Genomic DNA, 21270 nt, shown 5'->3' with positions numbered 1-21270 from the left:
ATGGCTCGGCGGGGGCGGCACCCCGGCCGGCGTCGACGCGCCGTCCGGTGATGCGGTCGGCGCTGTCATCGGTGCGGGTTGCCGTTTCACTCCCCCAGCCTTCTGTCTCGCCATACCGCCGGACGCTCACGCATGGGGCGATACGCATCAGCGCCGGGCTGATCACCGGAACAAACTTCGTCACGGGCATGGACATTATATACATTAGGGACATGGACCGGCGGCTCATACTCAGCGCAATAGGCGACGACACAGAGGTCATCGAAGCCCTGCGTCTCGCGTTGGAACAGACCGTGGCCGAGTTCGGCGGAGTGGGCGGCATGGTGCATGTGCATGAGTTCGGGCATGGGCGTGAGCACAACCTGCGCCTGGTCGCGAGCAGCGGGCTGCCCGGGGCGATGACCGGACCTTGGGTGTCCCTCGACGACCGGGGGGACTCGCCCGGTGCCCGTGCCACGCGCGAAGAAGGCCGGGTCTGGGTGCCCGCGCCACCGCTGCCCGGCGAGTCCGCCCCCGGGCCTTCGGCGGCCCTTGGTCTTCCCGGCGCAGCGGCCGTCCCGGTGTCCGGCCCGGACGGCCTCATAGGATCGCTCACCGTCCTGGCCGACGCCACCAGCGAGCCGGGCCCCGAGCAGTGGGCGTTCCTGGAAGCCGTCGCGGCCTGGGCCGCCGAGCGGTTGCGCCGCCCACTCCCGCCCGGCCCTCCGCCGCCACAGGAGCAGGCGTCTCCCGCGGGCCCTTCCGAGGGCGGCCTGCGGCAGGCGCCCAAGGCCGTACACGTCGGTTCCTTTGAGTGGAACATCGTCACCGGCGAGTTGCTGTTGGACGAGGCGGCGATGACTGCACTGGGTATCGATCCGCAGACGTTCGACGGGCGGACCGAGACGTGGAGGAACACCGTCCACCCCGACGACCTGTCCTTGCTGATCGTCGCGGCCGAGAAGGCGCTCCGCGACCGGAGCATGATCGGTGCGGAATACCGGGTGAATCGCCCGGACGGCACCACCGGCTGGATCCAGTCACGCGGCCGGGTGAACTGGGACGAGAACGACCAGCCGCTCAGCGTGATCGGTACGATCTGGGACAGCACGGAGTCCCGCAGCGCCCGTGACGCGATCGGCCGCGCCCTGCGGCACATGAGCGACGGCTTTCTCGCGCTGGACCACGAGTGGCGGGTCACCTTCCTCAACATGGAGGCGGCGCGGGTCCTCGGCCGCGGCCAGGAGCTGGTCGGCCGCCCGGTGTGGGACCTCGCCGCCGAGTTCGGCATTCCCGACCTGCGGGCCCTGTGCCAGGAGACCGTCGCCCTGTCCACGCCCACCGAACTGGACATCCGGGCACCCGGAACCGGGCGCTGGTACCACCTGCGGCTGATCCCGTTCCCCGATGGGCTGGCCTTCTACTTCACCGACATCCACGACAAGCGGATGCGGGAGGCCGAGCGCGAGGCGGCCGTACGCGCCGACGCCGAGCGGGCCGCCCGCATCGCGGAGCTGACCGCGGCGCTCGCCAGCGCGACCGGCTCCGCGGACGTGGCGGACGCCGTGGCCCGGCACGTACTGCCGCCGTTCGGCGCGGTCGGGCTGGTCGTGCAGGTCATCGAGGGCAACCGGATGCACGTCGTCGGCAGCGTCGGCTATCACCAGGACTTCCTCGACCGGATCGCGGGCCTTCCCGTGTCCGGGCACAACCCGGTCGCGGACGCCCTGGCCTCCCGCGCCCCGCAGTTCGTCTCCTCTCCCGAGGAGTACGTCGCGCGCTACCCGGAGCTGGCCGACCATCCAGGGGCGGGGGGCAAGAAGGCGTGGGCGTTCCTGCCGCTGGTCGCCTCGGACCATCCGATCGGGGTGTGCGTGATCTCCTTCGACCGGCCGCGCCGCCTCACCGGGGGGGAACGCACGCTGCTGGTCGCGATCAGCGGCTTCGTCGCCCAGGCGCTGGAACGGGCCCGGCTCTTCGACGCGGAGCACACCCGCGCGCAGGAGCTTCAGCACGCCCTGCTGCCCCAGGCGCTGCCCTCGCTGCCCGCCTGCACCGCCACCGCCCGATATCTGCCCGCCGGGCAGGGCATGGACGTGGGCGGCGACTGGTACGACATCATCCCGCTCTCCAGTGACCGGGTCGCCCTCGTCATCGGCGACGTCATGGGCCACGGGCTTTCGGAGGCGGCCACCATGGGGCGGCTGCGCACCGCCGTACACACCCTCGCCGAGTTGGACCTGCCCCCGGAGGAGATCCTCGCCCACCTCAACGACATCGTCTCCGGGCTCGGCGACGACTCGTACGCCACCTGCCTGTACGCGGTCTACGACCCCAGCACCCGCGGTTGCGCCTTCGCCCGCGCCGGTCATCCGCCGCCCGCTGTCGTCCGTGCCGACGGCACCGTCTACTTCCCCGACTCGGCTCCGAACCCCCCGCTGGGCGCCGCCGAACCGCCCTTCGAGAACGTCGAACTCGTGCTGCCTGAGAACAGCCTGCTCGTCCTCTACACCGACGGGCTCATCGAGTCCGTCGACCGCGACATCGAAGCCGGGATGGCCCATCTCGCCCGGCTGCTCGCCGAGGACCGCAGCGGCGACCTCGACATCCTCTGCGAAAAGCTCATCTCGGGCCTCCTCACCGACCAGCAGCAGTCCGCCGACGACGCGGCCCTGCTGGCCGTCCGCGTGCATGGGCTGCCGCCCAAAGCGATCGCCGTATGGCCGCTGCCGATGGAGCCGCAGGCAGCGGGCCAGGCGCGCAGACTGGCCCGTGAACAGCTCTCCACGTGGCACTTGGACGAGCTGGCGATGACCACGGAACTACTGGTCAGCGAATTGGTGGGCAACGCGGTGCGCTATGCCAGGGGCCCGATGCTGCTCCGCCTGCTATGCAGCCGCACGCTGGTCTGCGAGGTCTCCGACGGCAGCCTCACCACGCCCCGGATCCGCCGGGCGTCCGAGACGGACGAGGGCGGCCGGGGTCTGCAACTGGTCGCCGCGCTGTCCCAGCGGTGGGGCACCCGGTACACGGCGACGGGCAAGTGCATCTGGACGGAGCAGGCCCTGACCGGCCCCGAATCGCCGGACGCCTTTCTTGCCGTCCTCGACCAAGCGATGTGAGGCGTCCCGTCCACCCGCTCCGCGGCAGCCCGCGGAAACCGCGAAGGAGGTTCGGGGCTCGCTGCGGCGCTGCGGCGACCTCGGGGATGGCCCGCTGCGAGTCGACCCAGTGCCAGGCCTCGGCCACCAGGACGGCGTCCGTGGACGCGTCGGACAGGGGGATCGACTCTGCGGTGCCGTCCAGGCCACGTGCCTGCGGAACTGCCGTGACCAACCGGGCTTCTATCGCTGGCGTGTCACGGAGCCGGCCCGCCGGGATCGGGCCGTGGCAGAGGCGGAGCTGACCGAGCGGATCCGGGGTATTCACGGGGCCGTGAAGGACGCCTACGGGGTGCCGCGGATCACCCGTGAGCTGCGGGAGACCGGGTCGTGGTGAATCACAAGCGGGTCGCGCGGTTGATGCGGGCTGCCGGGATTTCGGGCCGGCACCTGCGTAAGGCGAAGCGGATCACGGTGCAGGATGCCCCGGCGCCGAAGGCCCCGGATCTGCTGGAGCGGGATTTCACCGCGCCGCGGGTGCGCTGGTGCGGCGACATCACCTATGTGGCAACTCGACAAGCGGCCCCGCGGATGGATCCGCCCCTGCCGGGAGTCGCACGTGAATCTTCGTGGCCGCCGAGCCAGTCGGCCTCGCCGATGCCCCAGGCTCCGTGGCCTGTCTCGGACACGGGACAGGCCGCTTCGGCCCAGTTCGCGGTAGCGCATGATCGTCCTCCGGATCGCGGATGCGGTGGGGCGGTGCGGAGGCCGGTGAACTCGACGTTACATATTCGTTGCGATCGACCGTTGACCGCGTCCTACTTTATCGTTAACTTTAGCCCCGATGTGAGCCAGTTCACCACGAACACCGATCGGATGACGGAGGCGTTGTGTCCCATCGCGTGACGATCGCGCAGGTGGCCGAGGAGGCCGGCGTCTCCGCGATGACCGTGTCGAACGTGCTCAACGGCAAGCCGGGAGCGTCCGACGACACCCGCCGGCGCGTCATGGAGGTCGTCGAGCGCCTCGGATACGTACCGAATGTGTCCGCCCGGGGCCTCAAGGGCGGCCGGACGGGGCTGGTCGGGGTGCTGACCCTCGACCTCACGATCCAGTACGGGCTGGAGATCGTACGGGGGATCGCCGACGAACTGGCCAGCGTCGAGTTCGAGGCCCTGATCAACGCCAGCTATCACGACAGCTCGCGCGAACGGGAACGGATCGAGTTCCTGACCCGGGGGCTCGTCGACGGCCTGCTGATGATCGCGCCGGTGCTGGAGGACCAGACGATCTCCCTGCTGCGCCAGCGCAAGATCCCGACCGTCGTCATCGACCCGCGCCGCATCGACGTCGATCTGCCGAGGATCACCGTCGACAACTACCAGGGCACGCGCAGCGCGGCCCAGCACCTCATCGACCTGGGGCACCGGCGGATCGCCTACATCGGCGGCAACCTCGACCTGGAGAGCTCCACCATCCGGTACGAGGGCTTCCGTGACGCGATGCGGCTCGCCGGCCTCCCCGTGGACGAGGACATGGTCGCCTACTGCGACTTCAGCTACGTCTCAGGCTTCCGTACCGCGTCCCGCATCATCGAGGAACATCGCCCGACCGCGATCATGACAGGCGCCGACCTCATCGCCTTCGGGGCGGTCGATGCCGCGCGCAAGCACGGTTCAAGCGTCCCCGAGCAGTTGTCGGTCGTCGGCTTCGACGACCTCCCCCAGGCAGCGCAGTCGTATCCCGGAGTCACGACCGTCCGCCAGCCGCTGCACGACATGGGGCAGACCGCGGTCCGCGCGCTCATGTCGATCATCGATGGCAACGCACCCCTGATGGAGCACATGCAGATGCCGACCTCACTCATCGTCCGTGGCACCACCGCACCGCCCGAGCGTGGCTGATGTATGTGGTCTCGTACTTCACGGATGCCGACGAGGCACTCCATCTGGCGGTCAGCCACGACGGCCAGGAGTTCAGCGCCGTCAACGAAGGCCGCCCGCTCCTGCGGGGAACGGTCGGCACGGGCAGGCTCCGTGACCCCTTCCTGGGCATCGGACCCGACGGGCTGTTCCATCTGCTGGCCACCGACGGCTGGACCAGTCCCAGCATCGTCCACGCGACCTCCGCCGACCTGCTGACCTGGTCGGAGCAGGAGCTGCTGCCGGTCATGGCCGGGATCGACGGCGCGCACAACGCCTGGGCCCCGGAGTTCTTCCTGGACCCGGCCACCGGGCTCTACCACCTGATCTGGTCGTCGGTGGTCGAGGGAGCCGGCAGCACGGCCGAGGGACGCGACTTCGCGAACGTCGGTCAGGACCATCGGATCTGGCACTGCACGACCAGCGACTTCGTCAGCTACTCGCCGGCCGAGCTGTTCTTCGACCCGGGGTATTCGGTGATCGACGCGACCGTCACCCACCACGACGGCCGGTTCGTGATGGCCTTCAAGGACGAGCGCGGCACCAACGATCCGTCCACGGACCACAAGTACATCCTGGTCACCACGTTCTCGCGGCCGGGCACGGGCTTCGCCCAGCCGAGCGGGCCGGTCAGCCCGGCGCCGGTGGAAGGGCCCGCCTTCTTCCGCCGGGGCGAGGAGTGGGTGCTGCTCTTCGACCACTACCTGGAGGGCCGGTACGGCGCCGCCTCCAGCCCGGACGGGGTGCGGTGGACGCGTTCGGAGATCTCCCTGCCGCCGGGCATTCGGCACGCATCCGTGCTGACCGTGCCCGGGGAGCACGCGGCGGCGCTCGACGGGGCGGGCGTATGAACAGCCCCCTCATAACGGCTCCGCACGGCCCCGGGAACCGATTAGCCACGACGAAAGACGAAACACGACAGTTCCGCCCGCACATGAACGCGTAACAGCCGGTCCGGCAGCGGGCCCGCCTGAATCAGCACGCCGCCGCCCGAGGACATAAGTCGGTCGGCCTCCCACCGCCAGGCCCGCCTCATCCGGCGGTCCCCGGCGCCTGAGTCACCTCTGCATGCGCGCCTCACAGCCTGCGCGCCCACCAGCATCCCCACACAGGGCGGTCGGTCATGCCGTCATGCGCCAGACCGACCGCGGTCTCTGCCAGTGGTCTTACCAACAGGTCCTATCAAAGGAGTTAGGCACCATGCAGCACTCACAGGCTTTCAGCAGACGCTCGGTGCTCAAGAGCGTGGGCTTCATGGCCGGAGCAGCCGCCCTCAGCGCCTGTTCGGGCACCTCGTCCTCGTCCTCCTCCGCCTCCGTCAAGGCGCCCAAGAAGGGCACTCTGACGATCATGAGCAACCAGGGTGAGATCACCCCCGCCGAGGTCGCCGCCTTCGAGAAGGCATACCCGGGGCTGAAGATCAAGATCATCCTGACCGACCCGACCCGCCTGAACGCCATGCTGGCCGCCGGTAACCCGCCGGACCTGGTGCGCGACGCCGGAACGGATGTCACGCCGTACATCGCGAGCCGGGGCATCGCCCTGGACCTGGACGAGTACTTCGCCAAGAGCAGCATCCTCAAGACCTCCGACATCCTGCCCATCAACAACTGCTGGAAGTGGGACGGCAAGACCCAGGGCAAGGGCGCCCGCTACGGCATCGCCAAGGACTGGTCGCAGGACGCGATGTGGTGGTACAACTCGGACATGTGGTCGGCCGCCGGGCTGACCGCGCCGGACCCGACGAAGCCGATCACCTACGACGAGCTGCTCGAGGCCTCCAAGAAGCTCACCAAGTCGTCCCACGGCAAGACCAGCGTGTACGGGCTGTACACCACGACGCCCGGCATGGACCAGATAGCCGCGATGGTGGCGACCGCCGGCGGCCGGATCATGTCCGAGGACCTGGGCACCGCGGACTTCACCTCCCCCGAGGCGATCAGGGCCCTGACCTGGCTGGTCAACGCCGCCAAGGCGAAGGTCGGTTACTCGGCCATCAACCCCAGCCCGGACTGGGACGGCCCCGAATACCTCGCGGGCAAGCAGGCCACCGCCGGCCAGGGGTACTGGTTCAACGGCTTCGTCGCCGGCACCGCCCCGGCGTACCAGTCCAAGACCGTCTTCGCGGCGGCCCCGATGCTGGGCAGCAAGCGGGTCAGCCCCTCCTTCGGCGCCGTGGGCTACTGGATCCCGGCCAAGTCGCAGAACCCCGGTGCCGCCTTCGAGTTCATGGAGTGGTACTGCGGCGGTGACGGCGCCGCCAAGCGGATCGCCGCCGGAAACGGCCTGCCCTCGATGAAGTCGATGCTGTCCCTGGTGCCGCAGAAGACCGAGTTCCAGAAGGCCTCCTTCAAGGTCCAGACCGACGAACTGCCCTACGTGTCCGTCATCCCGGTCGCCACCCCCTACGCCCTGACCACCGCGCTGAACACCACCCTGGCCAAGGACTTCACGGCCGCCGTGGGCGCCGGCAAGTCCGTGGCGGCCCTGGCCGACCTGCTGACCAAGGACGTCAACGCCGTGCTGGCGAACGGCAAGAAGCTCGCAGGAAAGTAGGCACGGACATGCGACTGCAACGCGTCCGGTCCGTCGGGCCGGCCAAGAGGCGCCGGCTCGACAGCGGTAAAGGTGAGGCTCTGGCGTTCTACGGCTTCCTCTCACCGTGGATCATCGGCACCGCGGTGCTGACCCTGTTCCCGGTGGGCTACGCCCTGTACCTCAGTTTCACCGCATGGGACGGCGTCTCCGTGTTCAAACCATGGGTGGGCCTGGCCAACTACCGCGAGGTGCTCACGTCGCCGGACACCTTGTCGTCGCTGTCCAAGACCCTGCTCCTGGTCGCGATCATCGTCCCGGCGACGATCATCGGGAGCCTGGTTCTGGCCGTACTGCTCAACGAACGCGTCCGCGGGCGCACGGTCTTCCGGACGCTGATCTACATTCCGGCGATCGTGCCCCCGGTCGCGAGCGCGCTCATCTGGAAGGTGGTCTTCGACCAGAACTCCGGAGCCGCGAACCGGGTGGGGGCGATGTTCGGGGCCGACGCGGTGAACTGGCTCACCGGCAATCGGGCCTTCATCGTCCTGATCGTCGTCCTGCTGTGGGGTGTCGGCGCCGGCATCATCATCAACCTGGCGGCCCTGCAAACCGTGCCGATGGAGCAGCTGGAGGCCGTGAAACTGGACGGCGGCGGCGCGCTCACCGCCTTCCGGCACGTCACGCTCCCGGTGATCTCCCCCGTCCTGCTCTTCCAGACCGTTCTGGTCACCATCACCACATTGCAGACCTTCGTCCCGGCCCTGCTGCTCTCACCGATCAGCACCGGCGGCGGCGACCTCTACACCAACATCCCGAACGCCAACCGGGTCTACATGGTCGACGTGTACTCGCAGTTCTTCGCGTATTCGAGGTACGGCTACGGCTCGGCGATGCTGACCGTGTTCTTCCTGGTCATCGTCGTCCTGACCGTGCTGATCTTCAAACTCGTCGGACGCAGTGTGTTCTACGCCGTCGATCCCACCGCGTCCGGGAAGGGCTGATCCGCCATGGCACTCGATGAGAAATCCCAGATCTCCGCGGCCGGCAAGATGCCCGCGAACGGTGCGGCGCGACCGATCTGGTACCAGCGGAGGCCCAGGCACCCGGTCGTCTTCACCGTCCTGCTGATCGTCTCCGTCCTGATGGTCCTGCCCTTCGCGGAGCTGATCATCAGTTCGCTGCGGTCCGCCAACGCGGTCAACGAGGACACCTGGCTGCCCTCGGTGTTCGAGTGGAGCAACTACAAGAAGGTCGTCACCCTCATCCCGTTCTGGCGATTCGCCCGCAACTCGGTGGTCCTGTCGGCGCTGTTCGCGCTGCTCACCACCCTCAGTTCCGCGGTCGTCGGCTACGGCTTCGCCCGGCTGCGCGCCCCCGGCAAGAACCTGCTGTTCGGCCTGCTCATCTCGACAATGATGGTGCCGCAGATCGTCACCCTGATCCCCACCTATCTGCTGTTCGCCAACTTCGGCCTGGTGGGCACCTACTGGCCCTGGGTGCTATGGGGCACGGCCGGAGCACCGTACGCGATCTTCCTGTACCGGCAGTTCTTCTCCAGCTTCCCCAAGGAACTGGAGGAGGCGGCGGTCATCGACGGCGCGGGCCGGATCCGGATCTTCGTACAGATCTTCCTGCCGCTGTCGCGCCCGCTGCTGGTGACGGCGTTCGTGCTGGCCTTCAACACGGTCTGGGGCGACTTCATCGCGCCGAACCTGCTGCTCGACCAGTCCAACACCACGCTGGCCGTCGGAGTCGGCAACGGCTACGTCATCAACCAGGGCTTCCCGCTGCCGAACCTGATCGCCGGCGGGGCGCTGCTCTACCTGGTGCCCGTCGTCATCCTTTTCCTGGCAGCCCAGCGCAGCTACGTCCGCGGCTTCGCCAACTCCGGGCTGAAGGGCTGATCACGTGGCCGGTGCCGTGAACGCCCCGCTTTTCCGCGACCCGGTGCACGACGGGGCCGCCGACCCCACCGTCATCAGGAACCGAGAGACCGGCGAATGGTGGCTGGTTTATACCAACCGCCGCACCGCCGCGCCCGGAGAGGGGGTGGCCTGGGTGCACGGCACCGACCTCGGCGTGGCGACGTCGTCGGACGGCGGCCGGACCTGGGTCTACCGGGGAACCCTCACCGGGCTCGACTTCGAATGGGGCCGGAACACCTTCTGGGCGCCCGAGATCATCTGGCACAACGGGCAGTACCACATGTACGTCAGCTACCTCCGGGGCGTGCCCGACTCCTGGTCCGGCGAGGCCCGGATTCTGCACCACACCAGCACGGACCTGCTCGACTGGACCTTCGTGGGCCCCCTCGACCTGGGCTCCGACCGGGTGATCGACGCGTGCGTGTACCCGCTGCCGGACGGCCGTGGTTTCCGTATGTGGTTCAAGGACGAGCGCCACGGTTCGCATACGTATACGGCCGACAGCGCCGACCTCTACGACTGGAAGCCGGCCGGCCCCGCCGTCACCCACCGTCCGCACGAGGGCCCCAACGTCTTCGAGCTGGGCGGCCACTACTGGATGCTTGTGGACGAGTGGCGCGGGCAGGGCGTCCTGCGCTCGGCCGACCTGCGGCACTGGGAGCACCGGGGACTGATCCTGGACTCCCCGGGCGCACGCCCCGACGACGGCACGATCGGCCTGCACGCCGACGTGGTCGTCCAGGGAGACACGGGTTACGTCTTCTACTTCACCCACCCCGACCGCGGACCCGCCGGAGACGACGGTACGTACGCGAGCCGCCGCTCGTCCCTTCAGGTCGCCGCGGTGCGGGTGGTCGACGGGGAACTGCGCTGCGACCGCGACGAGCCGGTCGAGCCGGACCTCACCGCCCCCTGACGCCTCGCCTGACGCCTCGCCTGACTTCTCGTCGTAGTGGAAAGGCCGCTATGCACCGTCCCGCCCGCTTCGTCCTCGACTCCGCATTCGAGGTCGGAACCGTCGATCCCCGGCTGTTCGGCTCGTTCGTCGAGCACCTGGGCCGCTGCGTCTACACCGGCATCTACGAGCCTGGGCACCCGACCGCCGACGCCGAGGGCCTGCGCGGCGACGTCCTGGACCTGGTCCGCGAACTCGGTGTCACCGCCATCCGTTACCTGGGCGGCAACTTCGTCTCCGGGTTCGACTGGGAGGACGGCGTCGGCCCGAAGGAGCTGCGCCCGCGCCGCCTGGACCCGGCGTGGCGGGCGACGGAGACCAACCAGTTCGGGCTGTCGGAGTTCATGGACTTCCTGCGCAAGGTCGAGGGCAGCGAGCCGATGCTCGCCGTCAACCTCGGTACGCGCGGCACGAAGGAGGCGCTGGAGCTTCTGGAGTACGCCAACCACCCCGGCGGTACGACCCGTTCCGACGAGCGGGCCGATCACGGTGACAAGGAGCCCTATGGCGTGCGCCTGTGGTGCCTGGGCAACGAGATGGACGGCGCCTGGCAGATCGGCCACAAGGACGCCGACGAGTACGGCAAGCTCGCCGCGACGACCGCCTGGGCGATGCGGCTGATCGACCCCGAGGTGAAGCTGATCGCCTGCGGCAGCTCCGGGCAGTTCATGCCGACGTTCGGCGCGTGGGAGTCCACGGTCCTGGGACACGCGTACGAGCACGTGGACTACATCTCGATGCACGCCTACTACCAGGACGACGACGGCGACCGCGACTCCTTCCTGGCCTCCGCCGTGGACACCGAGTCCTTCATCGAGAACACCATCGCGACCTGTGACGCGGTCGGCGCCCGCCTGAAGTCGAAGAAGAAGATCGGCATTTCCTTCGACGAGTGGAACATCTGGTACTCCTCGCGCGCCGAGAGCGAACCCCGCAACTGGAAGGAGGCTCCCCGGCTTCTGGAGGACGTGTACACCGTCACCGACGCCGTCGTCTTCGGCTCCCTGCTCATCACGCTGCTCCGGCACGCCGACCGCGTCACCATCGCCTGCCTCGCCCAGCTCGTCAACGTCATCGCCCCGATCACGACCGAGCCCGGCGGCCCCGCCTGGCGGCAAACCACCTTCCACCCCTTCGCCCAGGCCTCGCGATACGGCCGGGGCAGGGTGCTGGAGGTCCGGATCGACAGCCCCAGCTATCCCACCGCCAGGTTCGGCGACGTACCCCTGCTGCACGCCACGGCCGTCATCGACGACGCGATCGGGGCCGTCACGGTCTTCGCCGTCAACCGCAGCCAGACCGAGTCGCTGCCCCTGGAGGTCGCGCTGCGTGGCCTCTGCCTGAACAGGGTCGTCGAGCACTCGGTCCTCGCCGACGCCGACCCCGACGCCGCCAACACCCTCGCGGACCGCGAGCGCGTCACCCCCATCACGTCCTACGGGGCCGCCCTCACCGACGGCACCCTCAGGGCATCCCTGCCGCCTCTGTCCTGGAACATGATCCGAATGGCCTGAGGCGGTTCCCGTCCCATCCGTTCACGTTCAAAGAGGAACGCACATGCGAAGATGGCCACGCCGCCTGCTCTCGGCGGCAGGAACCGCGATAGCCGTACTGGGCGTCATGATCATGCCCAGCACTCAAGCCCACGCGGCGACGACCTGCACCACCTATTACGTCTCGTCCAGCAGCGGCAGCGACAGCAACGACGGATGCACCACCAGCACGCCGTGGAAGACGCTCACCAACGTCAACGCCACCACCTTCGTCGCCGGCAACCAGATCCTCTTCCAGGACGGCGGCTCCTGGACCGGCGAACTCCACCCCCTGGGGTCCGGCGCCAGCGGCAATCAGATCGTGGTGTCGAGCTACGGCTCGGGGGCCGCGCCAATCATCAACGGCGCGGGCGCCGACGCGGCGGTCTACCTCGTCAGCCAGCAGTACTGGACGATTCAGAACCTGGAGATCACCAACACGACCACGACCGCAGCGGTCCGCAGCGGCATCCAACTCCAGAACGACACCAGTGGCATCCTGCACGGGATCCACATCGTCAACAACAACATCCACGATGTGAAAGGCACCTGGGGGGCCGGGCCGCAGCCCAGCACATCGTCGGGTATCGCGTTCAACCTGAACGACAACAACAGCAGCAACGGCTGGGACGATGTGCTGCTTCAGGGCAACACACTCACCAAGGTCGATGCCGGCGGCATCTACCTCGGTTCCCTCAACGGCACCGGACACGGCATCCTGACGTCGAACGTCGTGATCCAGAACAACACGCTGACCGACATGGGCGGCAACGACATCGTCTGCGTGTACTGCGACAATCCGCTGGTCCAGTACAACATGGCGACCAACAGCGGCTACCGCTTCTCCGGCGCCGGGTTCTGGATGGCGCTGAACAACAACGGCATCTGGCAGAACAACGAGATCTCCCGCCAGTGGCGCGCCCTCTGGGACGGCGAAGCGTTCGACATCGACCACGACAACACCGGCACGATCATCCAGTACAACTACACCCACGACAATCCGTTCGGCTTCCAGGAGTACTGCTGCAGCAGCACCTTCGGCGCCAAGGACTCCATCGTCCGCTACAACATCAGCCAGAACGACGGCTCGATCAGCTCTGTGCTGCCGACGCTGGAGGGCGTCGTCTCCACCGGTACCGCACAGGTCTACAACAACACCATCTACCTCGGCCCCGGCGACAACGGCGGGGTCGACGCGGGCACACCGGCAGCGAACAACATCGTCTTTTCCAACAACCTCGTCTACAACGCGGGATCCGGGGGCAGCTACTCCTCCTCGGGTACCTGGACCCACAACCTGTTCTACGGCACCCACGCCAGCAGTGAGCCGACCGACGCCAACAAGGTGACGACCAACCCCTTGCTCGTCTCCCCCGGTGGGGCGAGTTCGGGCCTCAGCTCGGCGGCGGCCTACAAGCTGCAACCCGGCTCCCCCGCCATCGGCGCGGGCGTACTGGTGTCGGGTAACGGCGGCCTGGACTACTTCGGCAACACCGTCTCCGCCACGACCGCGCCCAACATCGGCGCTTACAACGGCAGCGGTGTGACGCCGACAGCAAGCTACGGAGCACGCTGGAACTTCGAGGAGGGCACCGGTACCACCGCCGCCGACACCACCAACGATCACAACACCGGCACACTGCTGTCCGGGGCCTCCTGGACAACCGGCAAGATCGGCACCAACGCGGTCAGCCTGACCGGCGGCAGCACCAGCTACGTCGACGTACCCACCACCGCACTGGACACCAGCGCGAGCTACTCGGTCTCGGCCTGGGTCAAGCTCAACAGCCTCACCGGCAACCAGACCATCGCCAGCATCGACGGCAGCTCCATCAGCCCCTTCTACCTCCAACTCACCGGCGGCACCTTCGCGTTCACCGTGCGAAGCAGCGACTCGACAAACTCGACCGCGACACAGGTGACCGGCGGCACCCCGGTCACCGGCACCTGGTACCACCTGACCGGTGTCTACGACAACAGCGCCCACACCATCGCGCTGTACGTCAACGGAACGCTCCAGGGCACCACCGCCTTCTCCTCCCCCTGGAAGGCAACCGGGCACACAGTAATCGGCCGCGCCAAGTGGAACGGCAACGCCGTCGACTTCACCAACGGCGCCATCGACGACGTACGGATGTTCAGCAAGGCGCTCAACCGCCAGGAGGCCGTCGCCCTGGCGACCGCCGCCACCGCTGACTACGAACTGGACGAGGGCACCGGCTCGAATACCTCGGACTTCATGGGGAACAGCGCGTGGGGCGGCCTCAACCCAGCCGCCGCGTGGGCCGGCAGCGGCAAGGTCGGTGGCAACGCGGTGAGCCTGGACGGCACAGCGGGCACCGAGGTGAACATCCCGGTGGTGCCGGTGGACACCAGCGCGAGCTACTCGGTCGCGGCCTGGGTGAAGCTGAACAGCCTCAGCGGCAACCAGACCTTCGTCAGCGTCGACGGCGGCCTCATCAGTCCCTTCTACCTGCAACTGACGGGCGGCAAATTCGCTTTCGCCGAGCGCGGGTCGGACTCGACGACCTCGACCCTGACATCCGTCACCGGCCTCGCGCCCTCCACCGGCACCTGGTACCACGTGGTCGGCGTGTACAACAGCAGCGCGTCGACGATCTCGCTCTACGTCAACGGCACCCTCCAGGCGAGCACGGCGTTCTCCTCCGCGTGGAAGGCGGTCGGCCCGACGCAGATCGGCAGCGCATGGTGGAACGACTACCAGGTTGACTGGACAAACGGCCAGATCGACGACGTCCACTTCTACAACCGGGCCCTGAACACCACCGAGATCAACCAGCTCGCCGCCGGCTGACGGTACGAGCAGGTGGCGGAGTCCGGCCCCCCCCCCCCCCCCGCGCCCCCCACCCCCACCCCACCCGCCCCCGCACGACCAACCCAAACAAAAACCACCCCCCGCCGGGGGTTTGTGATTCGGTGGTGGTGGCGGCGCCGCCCCCCCCCCGGGGGGCCCCCACCCCCCACCACCACCCATGGCGACCGTGAGGAGCCAGGAATGACCACGTCGACCCGCCAGGTCCGCAAGGCCGCAACCGCCGCCCGGCCGAAGACCGCCACCCGACCGAAGACCACGGCCCGCCCCAGGACCACGGCCCGCCCGCCCCGCCGTGTGCTGCCGTGGTGGCTGCTCGGGGCCGTCGCCCTGGCTGTCGCGGCCGCGATCACCGGCCTCTCCCTCCTCGCCGACAGCGGAGCTCCACGGCAGGCGACCGCCCCGTCACCCGCCGCGGTGATCGCCACGATCGACGGCCAGACCATCCCCGTACGCGAGTTCTCGCTCTACCTCGCGCAGGAACGCTCCGCCACCTTCACCCACTTCCAGAACACGTTCGGCGCCCAGGACGGCCCCCACTTCTGGACGACTTCCTACGGCGGCCGCACCCCCACCGACTACATCAAGAAGCAGGCCCTCGCCGACGTCACCCGCACCACCGTCCAGCAGCGGTTGGCCCACCGCTACGGTCTCCTCGCGGACCCGGGCTACGCGGCCTTCCTCTTCAACTGGACCAAGGAGAACCAGCGGCGGCAGCAGGCCGTCGCCTCGCACCAGGTCATCTACGGGCCCGTGCAGTACACCGAGGCGAACTACCTCGGCTACGTACTCAACAGCCTGACGTTCAGCCTGGAGAAGAAGCTGGCGGACGCGCACGTCATCACCACGGACGACAAGGCACTGCGCTCCTACTACCTGGCCCACAAGAGCGACTTCCGACAGGCGAAGAAGTCCGGCGCCGTAAGCCTGACCTCCCCCAACGGCCGCACGCCGATCACCACCCCGCCCTTCACACAGGTACGCAAGCAGGTGCAGCAGGCCTACCTCGACGACCGCTACAAGGCGATGGTGAAGCAGCTTGTCCGGTCCGCCCGAGTCACCGTGGCGCGCCGCACGTTCCAAGCGGTCACCGTCAACTAGTAGGACTCCGTTAGGTCTTCCCGATCGTGTTCGGTCGGAGCATATTGGTTGGATGGACGTGCGGCAGGTCGAGGGACTGCGGGCGGAGTTATCGGCGTTCGTGGCGGATGTGTTCGCGTCGGTTCCGCGGCGGGATCAGCGGGCGAAGGGCGGCTGCTATCTGCGGGGGCTGATGCTGGACGGGCGGCGCAAGTCGATCCAGCCGATGGCGGAGCGGCTTCCGGACGGCAACGAGCAGAATCTGCAGCAGTTCGTGAACCAGTCCACCTGGGATCCGGTCCCGGTCCGGCGGCGGATCGCGGAGCGGATGCTTCCGCTGATCGGCCCGGATGCCTGGGCCGTCGGTGACGTGTCGTTCCCCAAGGACGGCCGGATGTCGGTGGCGGTTGCGCACCAGTACTGCGGAGCGCTGGGCAAGCAGGCCAACTGTCAGGTCGCGGTGAGCGTGCACGCGGTCACCGACACCGCGTCCTGCCCACTGCAGTGGCGTCTGTTCGTCAACGAGGACTGGGCCGCCGATACCGAGCGACGCCGCAAGACCGCGGTGCCCGAGGAGATCGGGCACCGCGAGAAGTGGCGGCTGGCGTTGGACATCATCGATGAGCTGGCCGGATGGGGCCTGGTCCCGCCGGTCCTGGTGGCCGACGCCGGCTACGGCCAGAAGGCAGACTTCCGGGACGGAATAGACAGCCGGGGCATCGGATACGTCGTCGCCATCCGTTCAGACGTGACCATCCACCCGCACGACGCGGTGCCCACCGCCCCGCCCTGGTCCGGCAACGGCCGCCGGCCCCAGCCCCGCTACCGGCAGACACCGCTGGCGGTGGCCGCCCTGGCCACCGCCAGTCCACGGCGGGCCTTCACCCCGGTCACCTGGCGTTGAAGGCTCACGGGGACCGATGCGCTCGCACTTCCTGGCCCTGCGCGTGCGGCCCGCCGGGGTCAAGGCCCGTCGCCTGGCCCAAGTCGCCGCCACCGCGCACGACGACCGCTGGGACGGCGTTCTGCCCGAAGTCACACTGCTGGCCGAATGGCCCGCCGAAGCCGAAGCCCCCACCGACTACTGGCTGTCCAACCTGCCCCAAGACACCCCGATCGCCGAACTGGTCCGCCTGGCGAAGATCCGCTGGCGGATCGAGCACGACTACCGGGAACTCAAGCACGGACTCGGGCTGGACCACTTCGAGGGCCGCTCCTGGAACGGCTGGCACCACCACGTCACCCTGGTCACCGCCGCCCACGCCTTCCTCACCGAACACCGGCTCTCCCCAAAAGCCCGCACACCGCACTGTCCCTCTACCAGGTTCTCGACACCCTCCAGACCCTGCTGAGCTGCTGGACCGGCACCTGCACCACCTGCCACCGCCCCCTACCGAGAACCTCCGGCGGACGCCACCCCTCAAGATCCAGACAAACCTAACGGAGTCCTACTAGAAGGCTGCCGAAAACCTCTCCGTGGGACACATTGGGGCCCTCTCCGAACTGAGCCGACCCACCAAGCTGTGCCCGCCGAGCGAGAGCACACCTCCACTCGCTGCCATGGCGTCGCTGGTTCATCCGGCCCCGTCCGCAACAGGGCCCGCGCCATCGTGCCCACACGGCCAGCGGTGATCTTCGTACAAGACCCTTGGCGCCTGTAAGCCACCGCGCCAGTCCCGGACGCTGCCAAGGGGGGTGCCTGTCAAGGTCGAGGTTCTCAGCGGTCGGCACTGCCGGGTGGGGCGACCCATTCGGTGGGCTGGCCTGTGAGGGTGGCGATCATGTCGAAGTCGCCGTCGTAGTGGAGGACGGTCAGCTGGTTCAGCTCTGCGGTGGCGGCGATGAGCAGGTCGGGGAGGGAGAGGGCACGATGGAAGCCCGCGTTGAGTGCATGGCGCTGGACCTCCAGCGCGTGGGTGAAGGTGTCCTCGTCGCTGGGCAGGTAGTCGAAGGCGTGGAGCCAGGTGCTGATCCGTGTTGCTTCCGTGCTGTCCCGGGCCGAGTGGATCATTTCGTACTCGGTGGGTTGGCACACGGCGAGGAGGTAGCGCTCGTGGAGGGGTTTGAGTACCTCCTTGACGTTCGGTTTCGTCCAGCGTGCGAGGGCGGATTTGTCGATCAGGTATCGGTCCTGCATCAGCCGGCCCGGCCGCCGTTGTGCTTGAGGGATCCGTCGGCGTTGCGAGGCCCGGTGCTCTCGACGATCTCGCTGAAGTCGAGTTCGCCGGCGTCCATGGCGTCGAAGAACTCCTGGCGCAGGTGGCGCTTGACTGCGTCTTCCATGGCGAGGCGTACGGCCTTGGCCTTCGTCTTGGTGCCGAAGATGCGCATGGCCTCGGCAACCATCTTCTCGTCGAGGTCGATGACGGTCCTGGCCATGTGGGCAGCCCTTCCTAGGTGACCCTGTTAAGGAGAACGATACCATTGGCGAGCTTAAATCGATATCGTTATGGGGGCTGACCCTGTCCAGCGATGCCCGGCCACAGGGGGTTCTGCTGGCTGGGGAACCCTCGGTGGCGAAGTGCGTCGGCAGTGCTTGTGTGGCGACTCGACAAGCGGCCCCGTGGATGGATCCGCTCTGCCGGGAGTCGCACGCGAACCTTCGTAGCTGCGCGACGCAACCACCCGCGTCCTACGGCGGCTCCGCTTCTGGCTATCCGGCGCGGGGTGGTGGCCAGTTGGTGGCCGGGCGGGCAGGGGTGGTGCATTCGACTCGGCGGTTGGCCCGACTGCGGGGCTGGCTCGCGTGCTCGCGATTGTTGGGTTCTCACTACTCGACCACCGCGCGGCTGGCGGCGCGCCCACCCCGGCCCTGAACTGAAAGGGCGGAACGGCACGCAGGCCTCTTCGCTGCGCGGCAAGGCTGCAGTCGTCCTGGGGGCGCTACTGCCGAACCGACGCGATCGCTGTGTCGAGTAGGGCGTCCAGGGGTTTCTTGCCCTCGGAGTTGGTCCATTCTTCGACGGCGACATCCAGGCAGGCCAATGCGGCGGCGGCGATGGCACGCGCTTGGTACTCGCGGGTGGTCGGCGGGCCGGTGAGCCGATCGATGACGGCGGGGGCGAGGAGGGCGTTCCACTGGGCGTGTTTCTGCTGTTGGGCGGCGCGCAGAGAGGGTGTGGTGGCCAGCAGTGTGGATCGGGCCAGGGCGATCCCGCCGTCGTTCTTGAGTGCGCGGAGCGGTTCGTCGAACGCGCGCCGCAGGGCCTCCCATACCGACTCGTCTGCCGGTCGTGCCCTCAGGGCGGCGGCCAGGTCGTGGCCCACTTGTTCCATGGACCCGACGACCATGTCCTCTTTTGTGTCGAAGTAACGAAAGATGCTGCGCCCTGACATACCCACGGCGGAAGCGACCTGTTCCACGGTGGTCTCTTCGAAACCTCGCTCCATGAACAGGGTCATTGCGGCGTTGGCGATCTCGGCGCGCACGGCTCGACGCGTGGCTTCGCGCAGCCCCGACCGTCGGTTCTTCGCAGTCTCCGTCACGCTACGCAGCATAGCAAGACGAAACTGTCGTCTACTGATCTACTTGTCAGTCAGTGACATGTATGTCTATGGTTGACATGTTAGGGAAGTGCGCCGCTGCGGCGTCGAAAGAGCCCTGCACGTAAGGAGAGAAGTGGTGGACATCAACAGCTATGAGGAGGGCGTGCCGTCGTGGGTCACACTGACCACGGCGGACGCCGCGGCCAGCACCCGCTTCTACGGTTCGCTGTTCGGCTGGGCCTACCAGGAAGGTTTCGGTGACCTGGGCACGTCCTGGACGGCTCTGCTGCGTGGCCGTCCGGCGGCCGCGATCACGCCTGGAGAGGGCGCCGAGCGCGCCAAGTGGTCGATGCACATCAACGTCGCCGACACCGACAAGACGGCCGAGGAGGTCGTCGCTGCGGGAGGCCGCGTACTGACGTCGCCGTACGACCTCGGCACGGCCGGGCGAGCGGCTGTGCTCGCAGACCACAGCGGCACCACGTTCGCGGTGTGGCAGACGGGCAGCCACAGCGGCGCCGGCACAGTCAACGAGCCCGGCGCCTTCTACCGGGGTGAATTGATCACCGATGACGTCGAGGCCTCCGCAGCCTTCTACGACTCGGTCTTCGGCTGGACGCTCACCGATCCGGAAGGTCCCTTGGGCCGGCGGGCATGGCAGGTGAACGGACGCACCGTCGCCGAACTGCTGCCCAGGCCTCCGGCCATGCCCGCCGAGATCCCTCCGTACTGGGACATCTACTTCACCGTCAGCGACGTCAAGGCCGCCATCGACACAGTCACGGCCCTCGGTGGAACGGTCCTGATGGGCGCCACCCCGCTCAAGCACGGCACGATCGCCGTCTTCGCCGACCCCGTCGGCGCGGTCTTCACCGTCATCGCGCCCACGAAGTGAATTCCGGCCGACGACAGGCAACACCCCGATATCCGACAAGGAGAAGCAGCATGTCCGTCAGCGGAAAGACAGGCATCGTCACCGGAGCCGGCTCCGGGCTCGGTGAGGCTGCAGCCAAGCGTCTCGCCGACGAAGGCGCACAGCTCATCGTGGCCGACCGCAACTCGGACGCTGTCGAACGGGTGGCCAAGGAGATCAAGGCCGCCGGCCACGAAGTCGCGCCATTCGTCGCCGACATCTCGGTGTTCGAGGAGGCTCAGCAGTTGGTGGATTTCGCAGTCTCCACTTACGGGGGACTCGACTTCGCGTTCAACAACGCGGGCATCACTCCGCAGCTCGTCGATGTCCACGAGATCATGCCGCAGGACTGGCTGGACGTCATCCGTGTCAATCTCACCGGCATCTTCTTCTGTATGAAGGCGGAGCTGGCCCACTTCGTCGACCACGGAGGCGGCACGATCGTCAACATGGCGTCCACCGCCGGCGTCATGGCCCACGCCGGACGCGCCGCGTACTCGGCCTCCAAGCACGGCATCGTCGGTCTGACCCGGTCGGCCGCGGTCGAATACGCCCAGCGCGGGATCCGGATCAACGCAGTCGCACCCGGCCCCATCGACGCACCCTCCGCTCTGGGGCTGCCTCCCGAGATACGCGCCCAGATCGCGGCCAAGACTGCGATGAACCGGCCCGGCACCATGGAGGAGGTCGCGGGCGTGGTGAACTTCCTGCTCTCCGACGAGGCGGCCTTCGTCACCGGATCGGTGTATGAGGTCAACGGCGGTCAGACCCAACTCTGAGTGATGGCCCTCGCGCCAATCCGCCCGTCGGAGGGGACTGAAGTCGTTTCCCCTCCGACGGCCGGCGGTGTGGGCGAGCTCCAGCGTGCATCGCCCTGACAAGAACATCCGGCTGGAGCCCACCGGACGCCACCGGCTTCGTCGAACTCGATATCGACGAGCTGGAAGGCGCGCCCGCGCGAGGGACGATTGCGGCTGTCGCCCGTTGCGGCTGGATCGTGGACGTC

General features: G+C 68.0%; 17 protein-coding genes and 1 pseudogene. 15 read left to right on the top strand and 3 right to left on the bottom strand.

Annotation, left to right across the window (positions count from 1 at the left end; translation table 11 throughout):
- Positions 1-212 precede the first annotated feature (212 nt).
- The 13 genes and pseudogenes from ACFXJ5_RS08640 (at position 213) to ACFXJ5_RS08580 (ending at position 17217) form a co-directional block, all read left to right on the top strand.
- A complete protein-coding gene (locus tag ACFXJ5_RS08640; RefSeq protein ID WP_384628760.1) occupies positions 213-3101 on the top strand; it encodes a SpoIIE family protein phosphatase in 2889 nt (962 codons plus the stop codon).
- Positions 3102-3366: 265 nt separating this feature from the next.
- A complete protein-coding gene (locus ACFXJ5_RS08635; protein ID WP_384628758.1) occupies positions 3367-3477 on the top strand; it encodes an IS3 family transposase in 111 nt (36 codons plus the stop codon).
- Positions 3471-3986 (top strand): hypothetical protein, encoded by a 516-nt coding sequence (locus ACFXJ5_RS08630; RefSeq protein WP_384628755.1) that lies wholly within the window; start codon positions 3471-3473, stop codon positions 3984-3986. The genes ACFXJ5_RS08635 and ACFXJ5_RS08630 overlap by 7 nt, the downstream gene beginning before the upstream one ends.
- Positions 3971-4984 (top strand): LacI family DNA-binding transcriptional regulator, encoded by a 1014-nt coding sequence (locus ACFXJ5_RS08625; protein WP_384628753.1) that lies wholly within the window; start codon positions 3971-3973, stop codon positions 4982-4984. The genes ACFXJ5_RS08630 and ACFXJ5_RS08625 overlap by 16 nt, the downstream gene beginning before the upstream one ends.
- Positions 4984-5853 (top strand): glycoside hydrolase family 43 protein, encoded by an 870-nt coding sequence (locus ACFXJ5_RS08620; RefSeq protein WP_384628750.1) that lies wholly within the window; start codon positions 4984-4986, stop codon positions 5851-5853. The genes ACFXJ5_RS08625 and ACFXJ5_RS08620 overlap by 1 nt, the downstream gene beginning before the upstream one ends.
- Positions 5854-6202: 349 nt before the next feature.
- Positions 6203-7558 (top strand): extracellular solute-binding protein, encoded by a 1356-nt coding sequence (locus ACFXJ5_RS08615; protein ID WP_384628748.1) that lies wholly within the window; start codon positions 6203-6205, stop codon positions 7556-7558.
- An 8-nt stretch (positions 7559-7566) separates the two neighbouring features.
- Positions 7567-8541 (top strand): carbohydrate ABC transporter permease, encoded by a 975-nt coding sequence (locus ACFXJ5_RS08610; RefSeq protein WP_384628745.1) that lies wholly within the window; start codon positions 7567-7569, stop codon positions 8539-8541.
- A gap of 6 nt (positions 8542-8547) precedes the next feature.
- Entirely contained in the window at positions 8548-9444 is an 897-nt protein-coding gene (locus ACFXJ5_RS08605; RefSeq protein ID WP_384628743.1) for a carbohydrate ABC transporter permease, read from the top strand.
- 4 nt (positions 9445-9448) lie between these two features.
- Positions 9449-10381, top strand: coding sequence for a family 43 glycosylhydrolase (locus ACFXJ5_RS08600; RefSeq protein ID WP_384628740.1), 933 nt, complete (start codon positions 9449-9451; stop codon positions 10379-10381).
- A gap of 50 nt (positions 10382-10431) precedes the next feature.
- Positions 10432-11934, top strand: a complete 1503-nt coding sequence (arfA, locus tag ACFXJ5_RS08595) for an arabinosylfuranosidase ArfA (protein ID WP_384628737.1) — start codon at positions 10432-10434, stop codon at positions 11932-11934.
- A 43-nt stretch (positions 11935-11977) separates the two neighbouring features.
- Entirely contained in the window at positions 11978-14767 is a 2790-nt protein-coding gene (locus tag ACFXJ5_RS08590) for a LamG domain-containing protein (RefSeq protein ID WP_384628734.1), read from the top strand.
- A gap of 201 nt (positions 14768-14968) precedes the next feature.
- Complete coding sequence (locus tag ACFXJ5_RS08585) at positions 14969-15886, top strand: hypothetical protein (protein WP_384628732.1); 918 nt, start codon at positions 14969-14971, stop codon at positions 15884-15886.
- 52 nt (positions 15887-15938) lie between these two features.
- Positions 15939-17217, top strand: a pseudogene (locus ACFXJ5_RS08580) (IS701 family transposase).
- A 365-nt stretch (positions 17218-17582) separates the two neighbouring features.
- Here the strand turns inward: ACFXJ5_RS08580 and ACFXJ5_RS08575 are convergent.
- The 3 genes from ACFXJ5_RS08575 to ACFXJ5_RS08565 form a co-directional block, all read right to left on the bottom strand.
- Complete coding sequence (locus ACFXJ5_RS08575) at positions 17583-18002, bottom strand: PIN domain nuclease (protein WP_384628729.1); 420 nt, start codon at positions 18000-18002, stop codon at positions 17583-17585.
- On the bottom strand, positions 18002-18244 hold the full coding sequence (locus tag ACFXJ5_RS08570; RefSeq protein WP_384628726.1) for a type II toxin-antitoxin system VapB family antitoxin: 243 nt from the start codon (positions 18242-18244) through the stop codon (positions 18002-18004). The genes ACFXJ5_RS08575 and ACFXJ5_RS08570 overlap by 1 nt, the downstream gene beginning before the upstream one ends.
- A 504-nt stretch (positions 18245-18748) precedes the next feature.
- Positions 18749-19351 carry an acyl-CoA-like ligand-binding transcription factor gene (locus ACFXJ5_RS08565; RefSeq protein ID WP_384628723.1) on the bottom strand — a complete coding sequence of 201 codons (603 nt, stop codon included), beginning with the start codon at positions 19349-19351 and terminating at the stop codon, positions 18749-18751.
- Positions 19352-19487: 136 nt separating this feature from the next.
- On the opposite strand from ACFXJ5_RS08565, the gene ACFXJ5_RS08560 reads away from it, so the two are divergent.
- Positions 19488-20246, top strand: a complete 759-nt coding sequence (locus tag ACFXJ5_RS08560) for a VOC family protein (RefSeq protein ID WP_384628720.1) — start codon at positions 19488-19490, stop codon at positions 20244-20246.
- A 50-nt stretch (positions 20247-20296) separates the two neighbouring features.
- On the top strand, positions 20297-21043 hold the full coding sequence (locus ACFXJ5_RS08555; RefSeq protein WP_384628717.1) for an SDR family NAD(P)-dependent oxidoreductase: 747 nt from the start codon (positions 20297-20299) through the stop codon (positions 21041-21043).
- The last annotated feature ends 227 nt before the right edge of the window (positions 21044-21270 follow it).

This window comes from Streptomyces sp. NPDC059373, assembly GCF_042751495.1.
Taxonomy (GTDB): domain Bacteria; phylum Actinomycetota; class Actinomycetes; order Streptomycetales; family Streptomycetaceae; genus Actinacidiphila.
This window is presented reverse-complemented; position numbering and strand designations above follow the sequence as displayed.

What these genes read in the sequence shown, in the direction of transcription:
- ACFXJ5_RS08640 (WP_384628760.1), top strand. Translation starts at nt 213, where the DNA reads ATGGACCGGCGGCTCATACTCAGCGCAATAGGCGACGACACAGAGGTC.
- ACFXJ5_RS08620 (WP_384628750.1), top strand. Translation starts at nt 4,984, where the DNA reads ATGTATGTGGTCTCGTACTTCACGGATGCCGACGAGGCACTCCATCTG.
- ACFXJ5_RS08615 (WP_384628748.1), top strand. Translation starts at nt 6,203, where the DNA reads ATGCAGCACTCACAGGCTTTCAGCAGACGCTCGGTGCTCAAGAGCGTG.
- ACFXJ5_RS08610 (WP_384628745.1), top strand. Translation starts at nt 7,567, where the DNA reads ATGCGACTGCAACGCGTCCGGTCCGTCGGGCCGGCCAAGAGGCGCCGG.
- ACFXJ5_RS08605 (WP_384628743.1), top strand. Translation starts at nt 8,548, where the DNA reads ATGGCACTCGATGAGAAATCCCAGATCTCCGCGGCCGGCAAGATGCCC.
- arfA (WP_384628737.1), top strand. Translation starts at nt 10,432, where the DNA reads ATGCACCGTCCCGCCCGCTTCGTCCTCGACTCCGCATTCGAGGTCGGA.
- ACFXJ5_RS08590 (WP_384628734.1), top strand. Translation starts at nt 11,978, where the DNA reads ATGCGAAGATGGCCACGCCGCCTGCTCTCGGCGGCAGGAACCGCGATA.
- ACFXJ5_RS08585 (WP_384628732.1), top strand. Translation starts at nt 14,969, where the DNA reads ATGACCACGTCGACCCGCCAGGTCCGCAAGGCCGCAACCGCCGCCCGG.
- ACFXJ5_RS08575 (WP_384628729.1), bottom strand. Translation starts at nt 18,002, where the DNA reads ATGCAGGACCGATACCTGATCGACAAATCCGCCCTCGCACGCTGGACG.
- ACFXJ5_RS08570 (WP_384628726.1), bottom strand. Translation starts at nt 18,244, where the DNA reads ATGGCCAGGACCGTCATCGACCTCGACGAGAAGATGGTTGCCGAGGCC.
- ACFXJ5_RS08555 (WP_384628717.1), top strand. Translation starts at nt 20,297, where the DNA reads ATGTCCGTCAGCGGAAAGACAGGCATCGTCACCGGAGCCGGCTCCGGG.